Annotated in this window: 17 protein-coding genes; 5 read left to right on the top strand and 12 right to left on the bottom strand. The window is 40.4% G+C overall.

Annotation, left to right across the window (positions count from 1 at the left end; genetic code table 11):
• Positions 1-218: 218 nt before the first annotated feature.
• The 3 genes from V7K35_RS12070 to V7K35_RS12080 all read right to left on the bottom strand — a co-directional run bounded on the left by V7K35_RS12070 (position 219) and on the right by V7K35_RS12080 (position 2,724).
• Positions 219-614: a hypothetical protein gene (locus V7K35_RS12070; protein WP_335079205.1), complete on the bottom strand. Its 396-nt coding sequence runs from the start codon at positions 612-614 to the stop codon at positions 219-221.
• A gap of 449 nt (positions 615-1,063) precedes the next feature.
• Entirely contained in the window at positions 1,064-1,969 is a 906-nt protein-coding gene (locus V7K35_RS12075) for an alpha/beta fold hydrolase (protein WP_335079207.1), read from the bottom strand.
• Positions 1,970-2,217: 248 nt separating this feature from the next.
• Complete coding sequence (locus tag V7K35_RS12080; RefSeq protein ID WP_335079209.1) at positions 2,218-2,724, bottom strand: HugZ family pyridoxamine 5'-phosphate oxidase; 507 nt, start codon at positions 2,722-2,724, stop codon at positions 2,218-2,220.
• A 353-nt stretch (positions 2,725-3,077) separates the two neighbouring features.
• Between V7K35_RS12080 and V7K35_RS12085 the strand changes: the two genes are divergently transcribed.
• Both V7K35_RS12085 and V7K35_RS12090 read left to right on the top strand, forming a co-directional pair.
• A complete protein-coding gene (locus tag V7K35_RS12085; protein ID WP_335079211.1) occupies positions 3,078-4,562 on the top strand; it encodes a CIA30 family protein in 1,485 nt (494 codons plus the stop codon).
• Between the two features lie 63 nt (positions 4,563-4,625).
• A complete protein-coding gene (locus V7K35_RS12090; protein WP_273762736.1) occupies positions 4,626-4,973 on the top strand; it encodes a hypothetical protein in 348 nt (115 codons plus the stop codon).
• Between the two features lie 79 nt (positions 4,974-5,052).
• Here the strand turns inward: V7K35_RS12090 and V7K35_RS12095 are convergent, their stop codons facing one another.
• The 5 genes from V7K35_RS12095 to V7K35_RS12115 all read right to left on the bottom strand — a co-directional run bounded on the left by V7K35_RS12095 (position 5,053) and on the right by V7K35_RS12115 (position 9,155).
• Positions 5,053-5,871 (bottom strand): alpha/beta fold hydrolase, encoded by an 819-nt coding sequence (locus tag V7K35_RS12095; RefSeq protein ID WP_335079214.1) that lies wholly within the window; start codon positions 5,869-5,871, stop codon positions 5,053-5,055.
• A gap of 55 nt (positions 5,872-5,926) precedes the next feature.
• On the bottom strand, positions 5,927-6,319 hold the full coding sequence (locus V7K35_RS12100; protein ID WP_334969084.1) for a carboxymuconolactone decarboxylase family protein: 393 nt from the start codon (positions 6,317-6,319) through the stop codon (positions 5,927-5,929).
• Positions 6,320-6,345: 26 nt separating this feature from the next.
• The gene (locus tag V7K35_RS12105) at positions 6,346-6,873 is read right to left on the bottom strand and encodes a retropepsin-like aspartic protease family protein (RefSeq protein WP_335079216.1); all 528 of its coding nucleotides are present in this window, start codon (positions 6,871-6,873) and stop codon (positions 6,346-6,348) included.
• A gap of 958 nt (positions 6,874-7,831) precedes the next feature.
• Positions 7,832-8,365 (bottom strand): hypothetical protein, encoded by a 534-nt coding sequence (locus tag V7K35_RS12110; RefSeq protein WP_334794537.1) that lies wholly within the window; start codon positions 8,363-8,365, stop codon positions 7,832-7,834.
• 346 nt (positions 8,366-8,711) lie between these two features.
• Positions 8,712-9,155, bottom strand: coding sequence for a pyridoxamine 5'-phosphate oxidase family protein (locus tag V7K35_RS12115; RefSeq protein ID WP_335079219.1), 444 nt, complete (start codon positions 9,153-9,155; stop codon positions 8,712-8,714).
• A 715-nt stretch (positions 9,156-9,870) separates the two neighbouring features.
• Between V7K35_RS12115 and V7K35_RS12120 the strand changes: the two genes are divergently transcribed.
• Both V7K35_RS12120 and V7K35_RS12125 read left to right on the top strand, forming a co-directional pair.
• Complete coding sequence (locus V7K35_RS12120; RefSeq protein WP_335079221.1) at positions 9,871-10,089, top strand: bromodomain-containing protein; 219 nt, start codon at positions 9,871-9,873, stop codon at positions 10,087-10,089.
• Between the two features lie 161 nt (positions 10,090-10,250).
• Entirely contained in the window at positions 10,251-10,802 is a 552-nt protein-coding gene (locus V7K35_RS12125) for an alpha/beta hydrolase (RefSeq protein WP_273762722.1), read from the top strand.
• A gap of 316 nt (positions 10,803-11,118) precedes the next feature.
• Here the strand turns inward: V7K35_RS12125 and V7K35_RS12130 are convergent, their stop codons facing one another.
• Positions 11,119-11,277, bottom strand: a complete 159-nt coding sequence (locus tag V7K35_RS12130; protein WP_335079223.1) for a hypothetical protein — start codon at positions 11,275-11,277, stop codon at positions 11,119-11,121.
• On the opposite strand from V7K35_RS12130, the gene V7K35_RS29675 reads away from it, so the two are divergent.
• Positions 11,234-11,368, top strand: a complete 135-nt coding sequence (locus V7K35_RS29675; protein ID WP_442939721.1) for a hypothetical protein — start codon at positions 11,234-11,236, stop codon at positions 11,366-11,368. The genes V7K35_RS12130 and V7K35_RS29675 overlap by 44 nt on opposite strands.
• A gap of 116 nt (positions 11,369-11,484) precedes the next feature.
• Here V7K35_RS29675 and V7K35_RS12135 read toward each other — a convergent pair whose 3' ends face one another.
• From V7K35_RS12135 to V7K35_RS12145, 3 genes are read right to left on the bottom strand one after another with little or no spacing between them, the layout of a single operon-like run.
• A complete protein-coding gene (locus tag V7K35_RS12135; protein WP_335079226.1) occupies positions 11,485-12,261 on the bottom strand; it encodes a DUF928 domain-containing protein in 777 nt (258 codons plus the stop codon).
• Positions 12,262-12,272: 11 nt separating this feature from the next.
• A complete protein-coding gene (locus tag V7K35_RS12140; protein ID WP_335079228.1) occupies positions 12,273-14,630 on the bottom strand; it encodes a CHASE2 domain-containing protein in 2,358 nt (785 codons plus the stop codon).
• Between the two features lie 23 nt (positions 14,631-14,653).
• Positions 14,654-14,878, bottom strand: coding sequence for a DUF1822 family protein (locus tag V7K35_RS12145; RefSeq protein WP_335079230.1), 225 nt, complete (start codon positions 14,876-14,878; stop codon positions 14,654-14,656).
• Positions 14,879-14,919: the final 41 nt, after the last annotated feature.

A 14,919-nucleotide genomic window follows, 5' to 3' on the forward strand; every position in this document is an offset into this window, starting at 1 on the left:
GATGCAACACGCAATAGGGGCGTACAGCTAGCTGTGCGCCCCTACTAAAGTCCTATATTTTATGCAACTGAGAAATGCTACAATCTTTAATCAAGAAAGGTAAGCCTATTACCCAAGCATTAGAAAAGTTCGTTAGTTAGACACCAGCGTTCCTATTATTACTCATTTATTGGCGAAAAGTTATTACTACTTGCTGCCAATAGAGGATGGTAAGCTATTTAGGGTATAACTTTCTTTGAGATATTTTTGGCTGTATCTGCCGCACTGTCCCCTACATCACTAGCAGTTTCTTGAGCGCCCTTTACGTATCCAGATCCAAACTCTTTAAGGGCTTCTCCTGACTGTTGCCCAATCTTCTGAAGTCGTTCACCAGGAGAATTTTCAGTTTCACGAGCGTCTTTAAACCAGTCCCCTACTGTTTTCGGTCTTTGAGCATCATTTTGCTCTACCTGTTCGCGAACTCTCTCCTTTAAGCCTTTATCATTTTGCCCATTACTAACATTTGTTGTCAGCACTAGAAAACCAACTACGACAACAGCCAAAAAAGATTTTACCTGAAGTCCTTTAAGCAGAGAACTGATGTGACCAATTGTCCTAGAAATTAAATTTATCATGCCAATTAGCTTGTTTTTGGAGTACAAATTAAAGATTAACGATAAAAAGGTAATTATGCTTCTAACAAAAGGCATATCTGAGTTATCAAAAAGAAATATTTTTTAAATCTTGCTTTGGGAAGATGTGATTTGTTAGATGCATGGATACTTGTAATTCGTCTATGGGCACAAGCAACGAGCAATACTGCCTTTATTTAGAGAGTTTGCATAATCAAAGAGCATTATCCGAAAGCGATTGCGGAATACATCAAACTGTTATTATAAATTAGATAAAGAAGAATTAAAAATTACTAATCAAGACTGACTAAAACAACTTAGTGAAAGCCTTGATATTTACATCAAGACCAACTTCCAAGCTTCTGGCGATCGCATCACTAAAGCATTAAATGCAGAGTTGCTCTCTAAGTAGGAGTTAAAAGGGAAAAATCAGGAATTCAAACTCCTAACTCCTAAAGATACCGTTGCAATAGACCAATGAGAACTTCTGGTATTTCCAAATGAGGTAATATTCCTGCATCTGCGATCGCATAAAAATCTCGAATTGCACTTACATTTAAATTTGCCAAGCGCCGTCCTAGTTTGATGTTGGTAAATTGTGCCTTTTCTCCCCAAAAAATCCTCGTGGGAATTGTCAGTTGTTGAATATATAAACTCAGGTCAAAATAAAGGTCGCCCCGCAAAAATGACAACGCGGCAAACTTAGCATTAGGCTGTTGTGCAGAGGTTAAATAAGCCTCCACCATCTCTTGTGATACTCGTTGTGACTTGGCAAACAGAAAACTTTGTAAAAAATTTCTGACTGCAATTTCATTTTCAGCACCAAGAATATAAATAAAATTGTCCAATAGAGGTGTATTGATCACCGAAAGCGGAAGTCTGCGTCCAGCACCCTCCCCAAAATCATCAAATCCAGAGGGACACACCAAAAACAGTGCTTTGAATAAATTGGGTTGAACAATAGCTAGGCGGATAGCAAAAGCGGCTGTTAGAGATGAGGCCACCACTGTTACCGGCTGGCGACAAGTTTGGATGATAAACTCTGCGATCGTGCTGAGATAATCCCTAATTTTATAATCTCGGACTGGATGAGCCGATTCTCCCCAGCCGATTAGATCGGGGGCTAAAATCTGGTAATTAGAGGCAAAAGCTGGGTAAACTTTAGACCATTCATATGCAGACGCCCCACCACCAAAGTTATGGAGAAACAGTAGTGGGCGTAAATCTTCAGTATCAGCGATCGCACTGCCCGCCGCAGGCATCGCCCAAGGTGCATTCGTTTGGGTATAGTAAACCATTGCCCCCAAGGATGTATGGATAAGTTTATGTCCAAAGCCAGGAGGTTGAAACTGAAGCATAAAATTAAAGAGTTTAGTTTAATCGCACTTTACGCGAAGGCAAAATTACAAGGTATAAAGTAAAGCTTACTCATAGAACTAATTCATCAGTCATAATTACCCCAGGCATAAATGGGGTAGTCTGAATTGTCGATACTGTATGGGTTTTATGTCTTTATTGATCAATCTTTTAGATTGTACCATTAATTACGAATTATTCCGCCACGATGCTTCTTAATAATCAGATTTAATTTTTAAATTTGCATTGCTTATTTTTGCTTTTGGTCACTATCTCCTGTGATCTGAACAAGCTGATGGAGGTGATCACCACTGATGTGATAAGCTCCTCCAAAACCAACTATAAAACGACCTTCACTAGGAGTTAGCTGAAAAATCCGAAAATCAGACAAGCCGCGCAAAACCTCTATAATTTGACCAAACCGCCCTTGAAATTGCTCAACAATTTGATTCCACTTGTCAGTTTCACGCTCTATCAAAGTTGCCGTACAATCAAAACTTAAACGACGACGGGCAAAAATTAGATTACTCTTGGCTTCATCCTCGATAAACAAGACATTAACATGAGGATTGGCATAGAGATTTTTGGTATGAGTTGAAAGACCACTGACGTAAATGTAGATATTCTTGGAATCATCCATAACAAAGGGAGCATAACTAGCATTGGGTATTGCCTGTGCGCTCACAGTGCTAATGATTACACTCTCAAACTCTTCAGGAAACTTTTCATATTCACCTTGAATTTCAAGTTGGCTCATAAGTAAATTACCGTTTGATTAGGAACACCTAATTAAGTATCCTAACGTGATTCAGCGATGTCTACGACGGGCTGTTCGGCATCACATGGAATCCCAAAGATTTGGCTTAATTGTAGCTAAGATCCTGTGGCGTCAGTTTGCCTACCTCTAAGACAAGAGATTTTGCCCCAAGTCTTATTAATTGAGATATTAGCTGGATTTACGCGCCCGCTGTACTAATCTCCTCCATCAGAAGGGAATAGGTTACAGGTATCACCTGTCCCCTTCCCCTAATTAAAGCAAAGTTATGAGTACCGGAGGATTTGGAGAAACAAACATTGGGCTAAACTTAAGAAAGTTGTGAGGACGCAAATGTGACTGACAAAAATCGTTCTCAATGGGATTTAGGCAGGTTTATCGAAACCCTGACTTACTTTGAGGTAATTCCTTTGCTTAACTGGGTACAGCAGTTAATCCAAGGCCGTCCTAAGGATAATCAAGATAGACCCAATGGAGAAAGAAACATGGGTGTAATACTAGTAGCAGGTGCAACAGGTGGTGTAGGTAAACGAGTGGTACAGCGATCGCTCGAACGGGGTTATAATGTTCGGGCGCTTGTTAGAGACATTGACAAAGCGCGGTCAATTCTTGGTAATGATATAGACTTGGTAGTTGCGGATATCACCCAACCTGAAACTTTAACTCCTTTAGTTATGGCTGATATCCAAGCTGTAGTTTGTTGCACAGCAGTGCGTGTGCAACCAGTAGAGGGAGACACAGCAGATAGAGCAAAATATTATCAAGGTGTGAAATTTTACCAGCCAGAAATTGTCGGCGACACCCCAGAAAACGTAGAATATCAAGGTGTCAAAAACTTAATCCAAGCGGTTGCAAAATATTTACCCCAAGCAAACGAAAAACCGATATTTGATTTTACAAAGCCATCAGCAGAATTAAAGGATAACTGGGGGGCACTAGATGATGTAGTCATGGGTGGCGTGAGTGCCAGTAATATCCAATTAGTAGAAAATACAGCTTTGTTTGCTGGTAATGTCTCCACCGATAACTCTGGCGGATTTGCTTCTATCAGAACTAAGAATTTTGATCCCCCCTTCAACTTATCTGGTTACAAAGGTGTAAAATTGCGCGTCAAAGGTGACGGTCAACGTTATAAAATATTCCTACGGACAGATACAAAATGGGATGGCATTGGCTATAGCTATTCTTTCGATACTGTAGCTAATACCTGGATAGATGTTCAGATTCCCTTTGCAGATTTGATTCCCGTCTTTCGGGCAAAAACTGTTAAAGATGCGCCGCCACTTGAGCAGAATAGAATTTCTTCATTCCAACTGATGTTGAGCAAATTTGAACATGATGGTGCTTTAAATCCCAAATTTTATCCCGGTGGTTTTGCTTTGCAGTTGGAATCAATTAAAGCTTATGGCGGTACAACTTTACCACAATTTATTCTAGTCAGTTCAGCAGGCGTGACTCGTCCCGGACGCCCTGGGATTAATTTAGATGAAGAACCGCCAGCTGTGAAATTAAATGACCAATTGGGAGGAATTTTAACTTGGAAATTGAAGGGAGAAGATAGTTTAAGAGAAAGCGGAATTCCTTATACGATTATTAGACCTTGTGCTTTAACTGAGGAACCAGGGGGTAAGGAATTAATCTTTGAGCAAGGCGATAATATTAAGGGCAAAATCAGCCGTGAGGATGTGGCAGAACTTTGTCTGCAAGCGCTAAAACTAGCGAAAGCTTGTAATGTCACGTTTGAGGTAAAACAGGGAGATAATACTCTTAACTCTATCGATTGGCAGAAGATATTTTCTAACTTAGAACAGGATAAATAAGTGAAGTGAATACAGAGTTATCCTCTGTACCCATACAAGTATATCCTGTCTAAATAGACTGTTATGAAAAAAATCCAAGTGCTAATACTTGCTGGGATTTTAGCAACAATTATCTGGGGTGGGTTATTTGGAAACACTGCTTCATCGCAGCAAGTGGAGTCCCGCATCAACAACCTGGAAGCGGATTTTAATCGTGTCGAGTCGCGGTTAAACCAGATAGAGTCTCAACTCGGTCAAAGGCGCCAGTCTCCATCCCGAAGAACAACACTTACCCCACGACAGTCAACTGGTTCTAGAGGGAACTTATCGCAGCAAGATCAGATGTTTGATCGGCTGGCAACTTTGGTGGTTGAATTAAAGCAACAAGTCAATAAATTAGAGGAGCGAGTTTCTAAATTAGAAACTCGCTAAATATTTAAATTACCCGTCAGGTTGTTCCAGAACAAGGGGATTTTGCCCCAAGTCTGACCAAGCTTGATTTTGTGCAGTTTCACAAAGAATTAGTGTAAGTTGGCTTCAACTTCCCCAGGAAGTTAAGCATGGCTGAAACCACAGCATCCGGCGACTCAATTAAGAAGCCATGACCCCCACCATCGAGGACTACAAGTTCAGCCTTGGGAATGCCTTGAGCAAGTTGCTGGGAAAACTTTAGCGGGGTAAGAATATCTTGTTTACCAACTAGAACTAGGGTAGGACAATGAATTTGTTGAAGGCGGTTTGTTGTATCAAAGTCAAGCATGGCTCGGCTGTGATGATAGAGTGAATGAGTCGCAGGCAAGAAAGGATATCTGATTGCAAATTCGATCAGACCTTCGATCATGCCAGGAATCGAGTAGAATGTATCTGTAAATATCCAGGGTAATACGACTTTTTCATAAAGTTTTAGGTCTACATTACCGCAGAGGTCGCCCCAAGTCTCAATGATGCTGTTGAATAATTCATCACCCTTTGCCAACGATGAAAGTAGGATCAGACTCTGCACCTTTTCAGGATGTGCTAACACTAACTCTTGGGCTATCTGACCACCCATTGAATGACCTGCTAGATGCACCTTATCGATCGCAATGTGATCGACCAATGCTGCAACGTCACTAGCCATCTGTTTTAGACTATAGGGGCTATCGGGAGCAGAACTTCGCCCCATCCCTCGGTTGTCCAAGCGAATAACTTGATACTGCGAAACCAATGATGGCATAATCAGCGACCAATAGGCATGATCACAAAGGAAGCCAGCTATTAATAGCAAAGGCTCACCCGTTCCCTTAATGTCGTAGAACAAATCAATCCCGTTAATTTGAACCTTGGGCATAGTCAATAATTCTGCTAAACCTTATTCTTAAGCAGGGATAGAGAGGGTTACACTCTTACGGCTTAAATCTCTCGTCCACCGGAATTTGATAGCCGTTGGCGAGGCGATTGGTCATGTTGGCAGTGGCTGCGATCGCCATTACTTCCCCGAACATGGTATCATTCATCCCCTTGGCACGCGCCGCTGCTGTGTGCGAGGCAATGCAGTACTCACAGCCATTCGTCGCACTCACGGCGATATAAATTAGCTCACGCATCAGTGGATCAATCTCACCAGGGCTAGTCATTACTTCCTTCACCGCTTGCCAAGTTCGTTGCAAGGTAGGGGGATGATTAGCTATAGCTTTCCAAAAGTTATTGATATAGTCATTTTGGCGGGTGGCGCGGATATCATCATATACTGCGCGGACTTCCTCGCTAGCTTCTTCGTATTCAATCAGCTTAGTCATGTTTATAATGTTTTTACCTGCGAACATTAGCGGTGATGAAATTCCACCTCTTTCTCTAGAATCTTAATATCATAGTTGCCAAAAAAATCGTGGCCCAGTAAGCCGATGCTTGCTTTTGGTGCGATCGCTACCTGAAGATTATTGGCTGTAATTCCACCTACTGCAATAGATTTTACCTTACTGGTTGGGAATTCTACTTGGCTACCATCGGCAATTTGAGCTTGCATTGTACCTATAGCCTGGAGTTGAAGTGTATTCGCCATACTTAGAGTGATAATGGTTTCACTGGCACCTGTATCTACAATCATTTCAAAGGTTTTTTTGTCATTGAAGGTGACATCAATCACAGGAGTTCCACCAAAGCGGCGTTTGACTGGGACTCGAAAAACTCTGTTGTCTGAAGGTGGGACTATATTGCCACAAAGGCTTCCCAATCCAACAGTTTTACCAGAGGAGGTTACCATGTAACATACTCCTGGATCGTCAGCTATTGCCCGATAAAAGAATGTTAAAAATATTAGCGTCGGCATTAATCCGAGCGCAGTTAAAGTCATGATTTTTATCTGATTATTCATGTTATATTATTTTCCCAGGTTTTAAATATTTATTAATATTTAAAAAACTTATAGTAAGTTTAAAAATTACTACTATTCTGGCTAACATGGATATTCTCAGGACACTTTTGAAGAATTTATAATTCATAATTATTTATGGAGATATTGTACTTTTTTCATTTATTTTTATCAGATTAAATTATATTTTGCTCAATATATATTAGCTATAATTACTAATTAATAAATTAAAGATTAGGTAAAGACTCCATAAAACTACTGAGAGTTTATAGTGGTTCTCACTTCGGTGCAATACAGTCACAACCTCACCCCACATTTGAGGCACGCAAACATTCCTCTCTCCGATGCTTTGGAGAGGGGTTTGAAGTAAGGCTGAAAAATCTACTTCATGCAAACGAGAACTACTATATTTATGATGTAGATATTAATTAGCTTACTCAAAGGTTGCAGCTGCATGTACAGTAGTTGCGATCGCTCTTAGTAAAACGCGCTATCCTCTTTACAGGTGATAATAACCAAGCAGATCAAGCCGTTTATCGAGGAATTGGCTTTTTGCCTACTGGCGAGAAGTATAGCTTAGTGTTATTTGAAAAGACTTAGGCTTGAGAAATATTGGTTTCAACACAAATATTGTTAGCGCAACACCTTACCGAATTTTCTATTTTGGATTGAATTATTCAATCCAAAATTCTTGATACAAAAAAGAGAATTCATCCGGCGCGCCTCAATCTTTGGTAGTAAAGAAAGCAGCAAATGGCGAACGCAATGACAGAATAGCGATCGCACATTTGCACATTTATAACTCCCAAATTTTGACTTAAGGGACTGACAAAAGTAAATTATCCAAAATTATTTGTACATTTGTAGGGGATCTTGGCCTTGCGCCCCTACGTTCGCGGAGCGTCCCGCAGGGATGGGATGTTTTTTTAACTGGAAGTCCCTAATTTCCCACAAGTTTGCTCTTTTGTGAATTGTCTGTATAGCCTTGAATATTTTCTGGTTCAAATTGACGCAGTACGCGCGTAGCTTCGCGGGTTAAATCCTCGTTTCCAGTAACTACAATCAGATATTTGCCAGCATTCAGACGGTTACGATAGGGTAAAGCATCGCCACTGCCAACTGTTGAGCCGACTCCTCGACCGATTAAAGCAGCGCCCAAGGCACCAGCTATAGCTCCTAAGATCCCAGCAAGAAATTCATTGCCAAATCGAGCAACCTGGGGAAATATTTCAATTTTTGTGAGATAGTTAAAGGCATAGCCTGCAAAAAATCCAAAGGGTACAAGCCACCATAAGAGCCGAGTTGATTGTTTGCGGGCTTGCTTGTCAGGATTAATCAGTCCAAATTCATCAGCACTTAGATAACCATCGCCTAAAATATTCACTTGTGAAGTTGGCAAGCCTGCTTTTTCAAGAGCAGAGTTGGCGGCTTCTGCTTGTATTCGATCTGGTAAAACTGCAACAAGATAATTCATAAGACCTCGCGGAAAATATTTAACATGAAGTAAACAATATGTAGACACATTACTGGCATCTACATCCAAATCTGAGAGCGATTAAAATTTATATTTATAGCAATTGGTTATCCTACAATTGCTCTATCCCGGTAGTGGTTAGGTAAAATTGAGCGAAATGATCGCGCAATGCCTGCATCGGTTGAAAGCCACGGGCGATTGACCTACCATTAATTTTTTGTAATTAAAAACACTGAATTTTTGCCAATTTTGTCCAACAATTACATATCTACAAATAATTCGTAATTAGCAATTTAATCCTTAATTACAAATTACGAATTAGTAATTAGTTAAAGGTGTGATCGTGTCAAAAACTAATTATTTGTGGCTTAAAACTCGATGCACTATCCCAATAATTCACCTGGTTAATATTCACCTGAAGCAAAGCAATATCGGGTTCGTCCAGTCCTTTAGGAAACCAGGTTTGAAGTTCTGGCTTCCATAGTTCTCGCATCTTGTTGCGGTCTTTCACGAGTTGTGATGTACCTGAAATAGAAACGTATCGCTGCTGCTCAGGTGATGAGAAACTAATATTGACCTGCTCATGTTGTTCAATCTCAGTCACCTTATGGGAACCAGCATAGGTAAAAAACCAGAGGATGCTATCAGAGTTAATCTCGCCACTCTTTGACATGGGGTAACTATGCAAACTTCCACCATCATCGACTGTGGTAAACATCCCATAATCAATATCTTTGATTAGTTCACGCAACTTTTGAATTTGTTGATCGCGGTCTGTAGAAGTTGCCATTGTTTGTACTTTTTTCTCTATTTACTTTTTTTTGACTGTAATTTTTGATTACAACCAGGTTTAAGGATGGTAAAGTTCTTTTTTAGTATTAACGTTTTTAGTTTCAATTGCGTGAGCCTAGAGATAGAATTCTACTAAAATTAGCTTTTTTAATTATATCTATAGAGATATTGTTTTGTGCTTTGGCAATATCTAAAATAATATTTATCATATCGGGTTTTGAATTAAAATATAAATTGAAGAAGAATTCAGAAGTCAGAATTCAGGGGTCAGAATAAATCAGAGGGGGATTCAGACCCCCACTGATAAAAGACCACTAAATCTCTGATCTAGTGGGGGTTTTAAACCCATTTATTCATCCGCTCTTATCGTACAGAAAACATTGCTGAATTATGACGACTGACGCCTCTATTCTGTTTTATAAAACAAATTCTGGAACTGTGAAATTTTATATGACACTCAGCAGCGATCGCTATATTCTTACCTGATGTTTAGGCAATATATAAAATAATATTTATTATATTGGTTTTTGAAGTAGAATATAAAATCAAATCAATTCTGCCTCTTCAAATACCTGCCTTGTGTTCAATTTCAAACCTGGAAGTAGTACCCTCGGAATGAGCCTCTTCAACCTATAGCAGGAGTGGAATGTTCCATTAAGGACTTACTATGAAGAACTAGGAAATCAAATTGCAGTATATCTGCCTTTTAAATTATGGACTGGAAGTATAAGTGGAAAAATGGCTCTCACCCAAGCCGAGATCAAGCGGTAAAAAACCCTTATTTGTTAGATGAGAGTCAGTTCGAGAACCAGCAAGACCGAAAGCTAGCTGAAGAATCTGCAAGGAAGCATTTGGGCATACCTGCACCAACTTTAGATCAGGAGCAGTCAATACTACCTCGTGCAGTTTCCCTTGATGAAAGCTTTCTATGATAACACCATTTTCAAAAATCTTTGTAACAAATAAATTGGCTGTGGGGGCATACATCTGTATGCCTCTAAGCATCTATCCTTAGCGGGAACTTTGTGAAATAATATAACGCTTGGGCATTTTGTGCCCGTGTACGCTCCGCACCATTATAAAATTCGACAAGATGCAGATTTATCAACTTTTCAATCGATTAAACAATAGGAAATTCACTAAGTTACTGACTCAAACTGTAGCTTTAGGCGTAGGTGCTATTGTTCTACTCTTAAGTACTAATGCTAATGCTGCCGAGCAAGTTGTTTTAAAGTATGGTACTTTTCAAGGGCAAATATCTGTTCAAGAATTAAGTCAGTTTACAGAAACAGGCAAGACTACCCCGACGTTAAGAGCTTATTTGGAGGCGGCTAAACAAGATCCCGCGGTAGCTCGTAAGGCATTGAAAGCCCCAATCAAAGCCGATCCTGCCTTTTTAAATAATTTACTGTCTAGCTGGGCTGGGCCGATTTTGGTTGACCAAATTGGTGAGGTAGTTCACCCTCCCACAGGACAATTAGATCAGCAGGCTCTACGAAGCGCTTTAAGTGCATCTATTAAACAAAATGGTGAAGTTACACTGCTTGGAGCGATTCAGAATTATCCAAATACTTCTGTTGAACTTGAAGGAGATCGTCTAATCGCTGTTTATGAACGCCTAAGCAATCTTGCAGAACTCTTATGAGGGCTATTTAGAGATAAATATAGGACTTACGCAAAAATTGCCAAAAAGCTTAATTTATCGAACCGCCAAGACGCCAAGAGCGCCGAGAATTCGTAAAGTGTGCGTAAGTCCTAAAATATATAGGACTCATATTTGATTTTTCAAATAAACCTAGTGGCGTGACATAGTGCAATAGTCGTAAGGTGTCTTATGCCCTTGGCTAGCGCACCGTTTTTATGATCTATAGCAATCCTATTTGAGATCCAGTCCTTGGTTGAAGCCTGCATTTTGCAAAGCAATTCCTAATTCATAATACTCGCCTCTGACGAGAAGCAACCTACGTAATTCGTAATCCGTAATTAAGATTCGTCAGATTGCAATCTGGTTTTTTTTCATCGACTGACAATTCAATTGTATCGACCGACAATGCCATCGTATCGACCGACAATGCCATCGTATCGACTGACAATTCAATTGTATCGACTGACAATGCCATCGTATCGACCGACAATGCCATCGTATCGACCGACAATGCCATTGTATCGACTGACAATGCCATCGTATCGACTGACAATTTGATATTTTAAAAAATTAGGGCAGGATAAAACTTACGCCCAAACCCAATTTACAGACTTGCACCCTTTCATTATGAATTACTGTCTTCTCTACGAGACGCTCCGCGAACGTAGCGGGACGTAGCCCATTACAAACTACTTTCTAAGTTACAGCACTCCACTTTTGGTTCAGTTGCAAAATCATTCAAACCAACAGCTTGCAACAGCGCCCTCCAAGAAGGATTTTGCGAATTGGTGTGACGCAGTTCATTAGCAACGCTCAATGCGTCATACCAAATACCATTACTTCCATAAAGTGTTATGCGCTGGCTTGGTGTCGCTTTTTCCAATTGAGTTTTTAAAGTAGGGTTCAGTTGCTCCCGTTTTACGTATCCTTCAACATTAGCGATAATTTGGTTATCCTTCTGACAGTAGATGTTAAGATACCATCGGTATTGCTTACTTATCTCCATCGGTGCTGCTTTTGATGGCAAGCGAAGGTTTACTACTCCAGGTGTCCCCGTTAAAGAAGTTTTATAAATAGTCTGATTTTGTACTTCATCTTCTAGCACAAATTCTCCATAGGCAAAGTCGGATGAATAAGGAACATAAAATAAGAAACTAGGATACTCAGCAATTGTTATTCCAAAGACCAATTCTGGATTTGAATAAACGGGTACTAAAGCTGTGAGTCGCTTTTGAGAAGAAGTCAAGGGCTTGTTTATGTCCTGACTACAGCCACGGCTACCTGCTTCTGTTCGCTTACCCGGTTCCCCGATGTCTTTTGGTGGAGGCGGCGCAGCGAAAATCAATGATTGATTTAATTGTTCCTTGGGGTTTTGAGGCTCTGCCCGTACTTGTATACAGTTAAAGAATATTAAACTAACGGCAAATAAAATTTGAAACTTTTGCACAGACAATTTCATTTTTTTATGCCTTATTTTATAGAAATCAGTTGTTGCTGACTTAATTGTGAAGATAGGTAAATCGTCATTGTCCCGCCGGTAATCACTAAAACCAAGGCTGATGGAACTAGAGGAAGCCAAATCCCTTGATAAAAGAAAATTAAGCAAAGAACGTACAAGACTATAAGTACTCCTCCTCCTGCTAGTACTAAATATAATCCTGAGCGATCGCGCCAAGGCAGTATCTGTAAAACAGCAAAAGCGATCGCACCTCCAACCACAGACCAACCCCAAACCCATAACACTTCACCCCAAACAGGCAAAACTCTGATCAAAGGCCGCCCATCTTTAACCGCACTTACTAACTGACTCACCATTTGCGCTTGCAGAATCACCCCTGGTATTTCTTGGGTAAAACCCTGTTCAGTCATGTACGGAGTAAGACTATAATCACGAAAGCTTTGGGCAGTAGTACCAATGAGCACAATTCGGTCTTTGACTTGTTCAAGGTTGACTTTACCCTTAAGAACATCTGTGAGCGTAACTTTCGGGGCAATTTCTAAGGGAGAACCTTGGTAAGAGCGGTAATTGAGCAATATTTGATAGCCGGCTGTATCCATTTGTTGATAGCCTCCTCGATGCGGGAGCAACCGTTTCAAAACGACGTTACCTAGCTGCAAGTCTCCAGAAGCAGTATATTTAGCAGAAATACCTTCTTTATTTAAATAGTGGAATGCCAGTTGGGCGTTAAAGGCGTAAGGTGCAGTACATAGCGATGTTGGGTCTGCTGGTTTCATTGCTAATAAATGACGACGCAAAACATTGTCTGAGTCTGGGACAATATCACTAAATCCTTGGCGTTCTGGTGGAACTCCCTGTGGAGGGGAAACTCCTGGATAATTTTGTGTGCGATCGCTAACTTTGCAAATTGCAAAAAAATTGTCATCAGTTTTCCAACGAGTGGTTAGAGAAACCTGGTTAGGTTGTACTGGCTCATTACGATAAATATCCAAGCCAACGGTTCGCGCTTGCAACTGTGCAAGTTTGTCCAACAGTCGCGCCAGTGCAAGATTTGACAGTGACCCACTTTTTTGCTTCTGCTCTGGTAGATAAAGATCATCTTCGGTGACAGTGACTATCAACACCCGCGAATCTTGCTTTTCTTGTGGACGCGATCGCATTAATTGATCGGATGAAAGCAACTCCCATGTTTGCAATCCTCCTTGGTGTCTTATCCCTAGTACCCCAGCTGTTATCAGCAGGCTCAAAAGTAATAAACTTTCGAGGCGACGGGTATTAAAAAACCATCCGGACTTTAACCAAGTCATTGGCACTACCGCAGGATGTTCGCTAATCACTGGCAACCAACTTGCACTAGGATATTCCTTTTCTATTCCTTTGAGCCTTTGTCTAGCAGTGCGAACCGCAGCATATATGGATTGTCCTGATGAAAAAACCTCCAGAAAATACTTTAAAAATTTTTGAGCTACTAAGTCTGGCACTGGCTCCCGCATGACAATAATTTGCGGAATCTGCAAATCTTGTAGTTCTCGCGCTAATCCCAATCCATCACAGGAGTTGAAAATCGCTAATTGCAATCCGTTGGCAACAGCATTTGTCAGGGCATATCTGAGTTCATCAATTGTTAATTTATCTGTCTGATTAATATAAATGCAACCAGTGTCACCCTCGCTTTTACTATGACCTGCAAAAAATAGAATATTCCAAGGTTGTTTCCACAACTCATCGTTGATGTTTGAATATTGGGGTTCTACTAAAAAAGTCGTAGTAGCACCGGGTAATTTTTCTAGTAAATGGCGATCTTGTTCCACGTCAATACCGTCACTATCACCCAAAATCGCCAAAATTCTAATTTTTTTCCTAGAGGTGGATGTCTGCAATGCAGTTGTCACTGCTTCTGATTCTGGAATACTAAGAACAATTTCAGCTTTTAAATAATCTCGATCTACCAAATCCCATAAATGCCAAGGAAGTTTTTTTAGTTGCAAACAATGAGTGCGAATCAACACCCGCACTTCTTCATCTGGCATCAGATGTTTGAGCCATTTTTCCCGCAGGGGACGAAAAGATTTTGACAGCAACCAGTTATTCAGATGCTCCCGCACCTCATTAGCTTTTTTGTCACACTCCTTACGCCGCTGGGAGATAGAACCATCGTAAATAATTTTTTTGGCTTTGATCCGGGTAAATTTCCACAAGCTACGATACATCGACTGCCACTGGTCAATTGCTGTTGCCATATCTAGATTGGAGGGCAACTTGCCAGTCATTTCTGTAGTCGGGCGTCTACCCTCTTCTCCAATCTCCAGCGTTACCTGCACGCCTAAGTGCAAATCACCGTCTAGCTTCAGCACAACTAACTTTCTCATTGGCAGTACCCCGGCTATTATTTTCAACAAATAACAAAATTTTCTGTAATGTTGATTTCTCCCAGAGTAAGTTTAACGCTGAAACGTTCTCCTACCTCACAACTAAACTCAAATTGAATATTTTTATTGCTGCTTCTAGTTTGGGCTTCCATTACAGATACTCCCTCAAAATCTAATACCATTAGATGGAGATTTGGTGGTAGATAATGTTCTCCATTTGTCGGATGTACTTCTACAATAATGTCCATTTCTTTTCTTTAAGTTGTACGTCTAGTTGTTTTCTTCGGTC

This window comes from Nostoc sp. (genome assembly GCF_036917275.1).
Taxonomy (GTDB): Bacteria; Cyanobacteriota; Cyanobacteriia; order Cyanobacteriales; family Nostocaceae; genus Nostoc.

What these genes read in the sequence shown, in the direction of transcription:
- V7K35_RS12070 (WP_335079205.1), bottom strand. Translation starts at nt 614, where the DNA reads ATGATAAATTTAATTTCTAGGACAATTGGTCACATCAGTTCTCTGCTT.
- V7K35_RS12075 (WP_335079207.1), bottom strand. Translation starts at nt 1,969, where the DNA reads ATGCTTCAGTTTCAACCTCCTGGCTTTGGACATAAACTTATCCATACA.
- V7K35_RS12080 (WP_335079209.1), bottom strand. Translation starts at nt 2,724, where the DNA reads ATGAGCCAACTTGAAATTCAAGGTGAATATGAAAAGTTTCCTGAAGAG.
- V7K35_RS12090 (WP_273762736.1), top strand. Translation starts at nt 4,626, where the DNA reads ATGAAAAAAATCCAAGTGCTAATACTTGCTGGGATTTTAGCAACAATT.
- V7K35_RS12095 (WP_335079214.1), bottom strand. Translation starts at nt 5,871, where the DNA reads ATGCCCAAGGTTCAAATTAACGGGATTGATTTGTTCTACGACATTAAG.
- V7K35_RS12100 (WP_334969084.1), bottom strand. Translation starts at nt 6,319, where the DNA reads ATGACTAAGCTGATTGAATACGAAGAAGCTAGCGAGGAAGTCCGCGCA.
- V7K35_RS12105 (WP_335079216.1), bottom strand. Translation starts at nt 6,873, where the DNA reads ATGACTTTAACTGCGCTCGGATTAATGCCGACGCTAATATTTTTAACA.
- V7K35_RS12110 (WP_334794537.1), bottom strand. Translation starts at nt 8,365, where the DNA reads ATGAATTATCTTGTTGCAGTTTTACCAGATCGAATACAAGCAGAAGCC.
- V7K35_RS12115 (WP_335079219.1), bottom strand. Translation starts at nt 9,155, where the DNA reads ATGGCAACTTCTACAGACCGCGATCAACAAATTCAAAAGTTGCGTGAA.
- V7K35_RS12120 (WP_335079221.1), top strand. Translation starts at nt 9,871, where the DNA reads ATGGACTGGAAGTATAAGTGGAAAAATGGCTCTCACCCAAGCCGAGAT.
- V7K35_RS12125 (WP_273762722.1), top strand. Translation starts at nt 10,251, where the DNA reads ATGCAGATTTATCAACTTTTCAATCGATTAAACAATAGGAAATTCACT.
- V7K35_RS12130 (WP_335079223.1), bottom strand. Translation starts at nt 11,277, where the DNA reads ATGGCATTGTCAGTCGATACAATTGAATTGTCAGTCGATACGATGGCA.
- V7K35_RS12135 (WP_335079226.1), bottom strand. Translation starts at nt 12,261, where the DNA reads ATGAAATTGTCTGTGCAAAAGTTTCAAATTTTATTTGCCGTTAGTTTA.
- V7K35_RS12140 (WP_335079228.1), bottom strand. Translation starts at nt 14,630, where the DNA reads ATGAGAAAGTTAGTTGTGCTGAAGCTAGACGGTGATTTGCACTTAGGC.
- V7K35_RS12145 (WP_335079230.1), bottom strand. Translation starts at nt 14,878, where the DNA reads ATGGACATTATTGTAGAAGTACATCCGACAAATGGAGAACATTATCTA.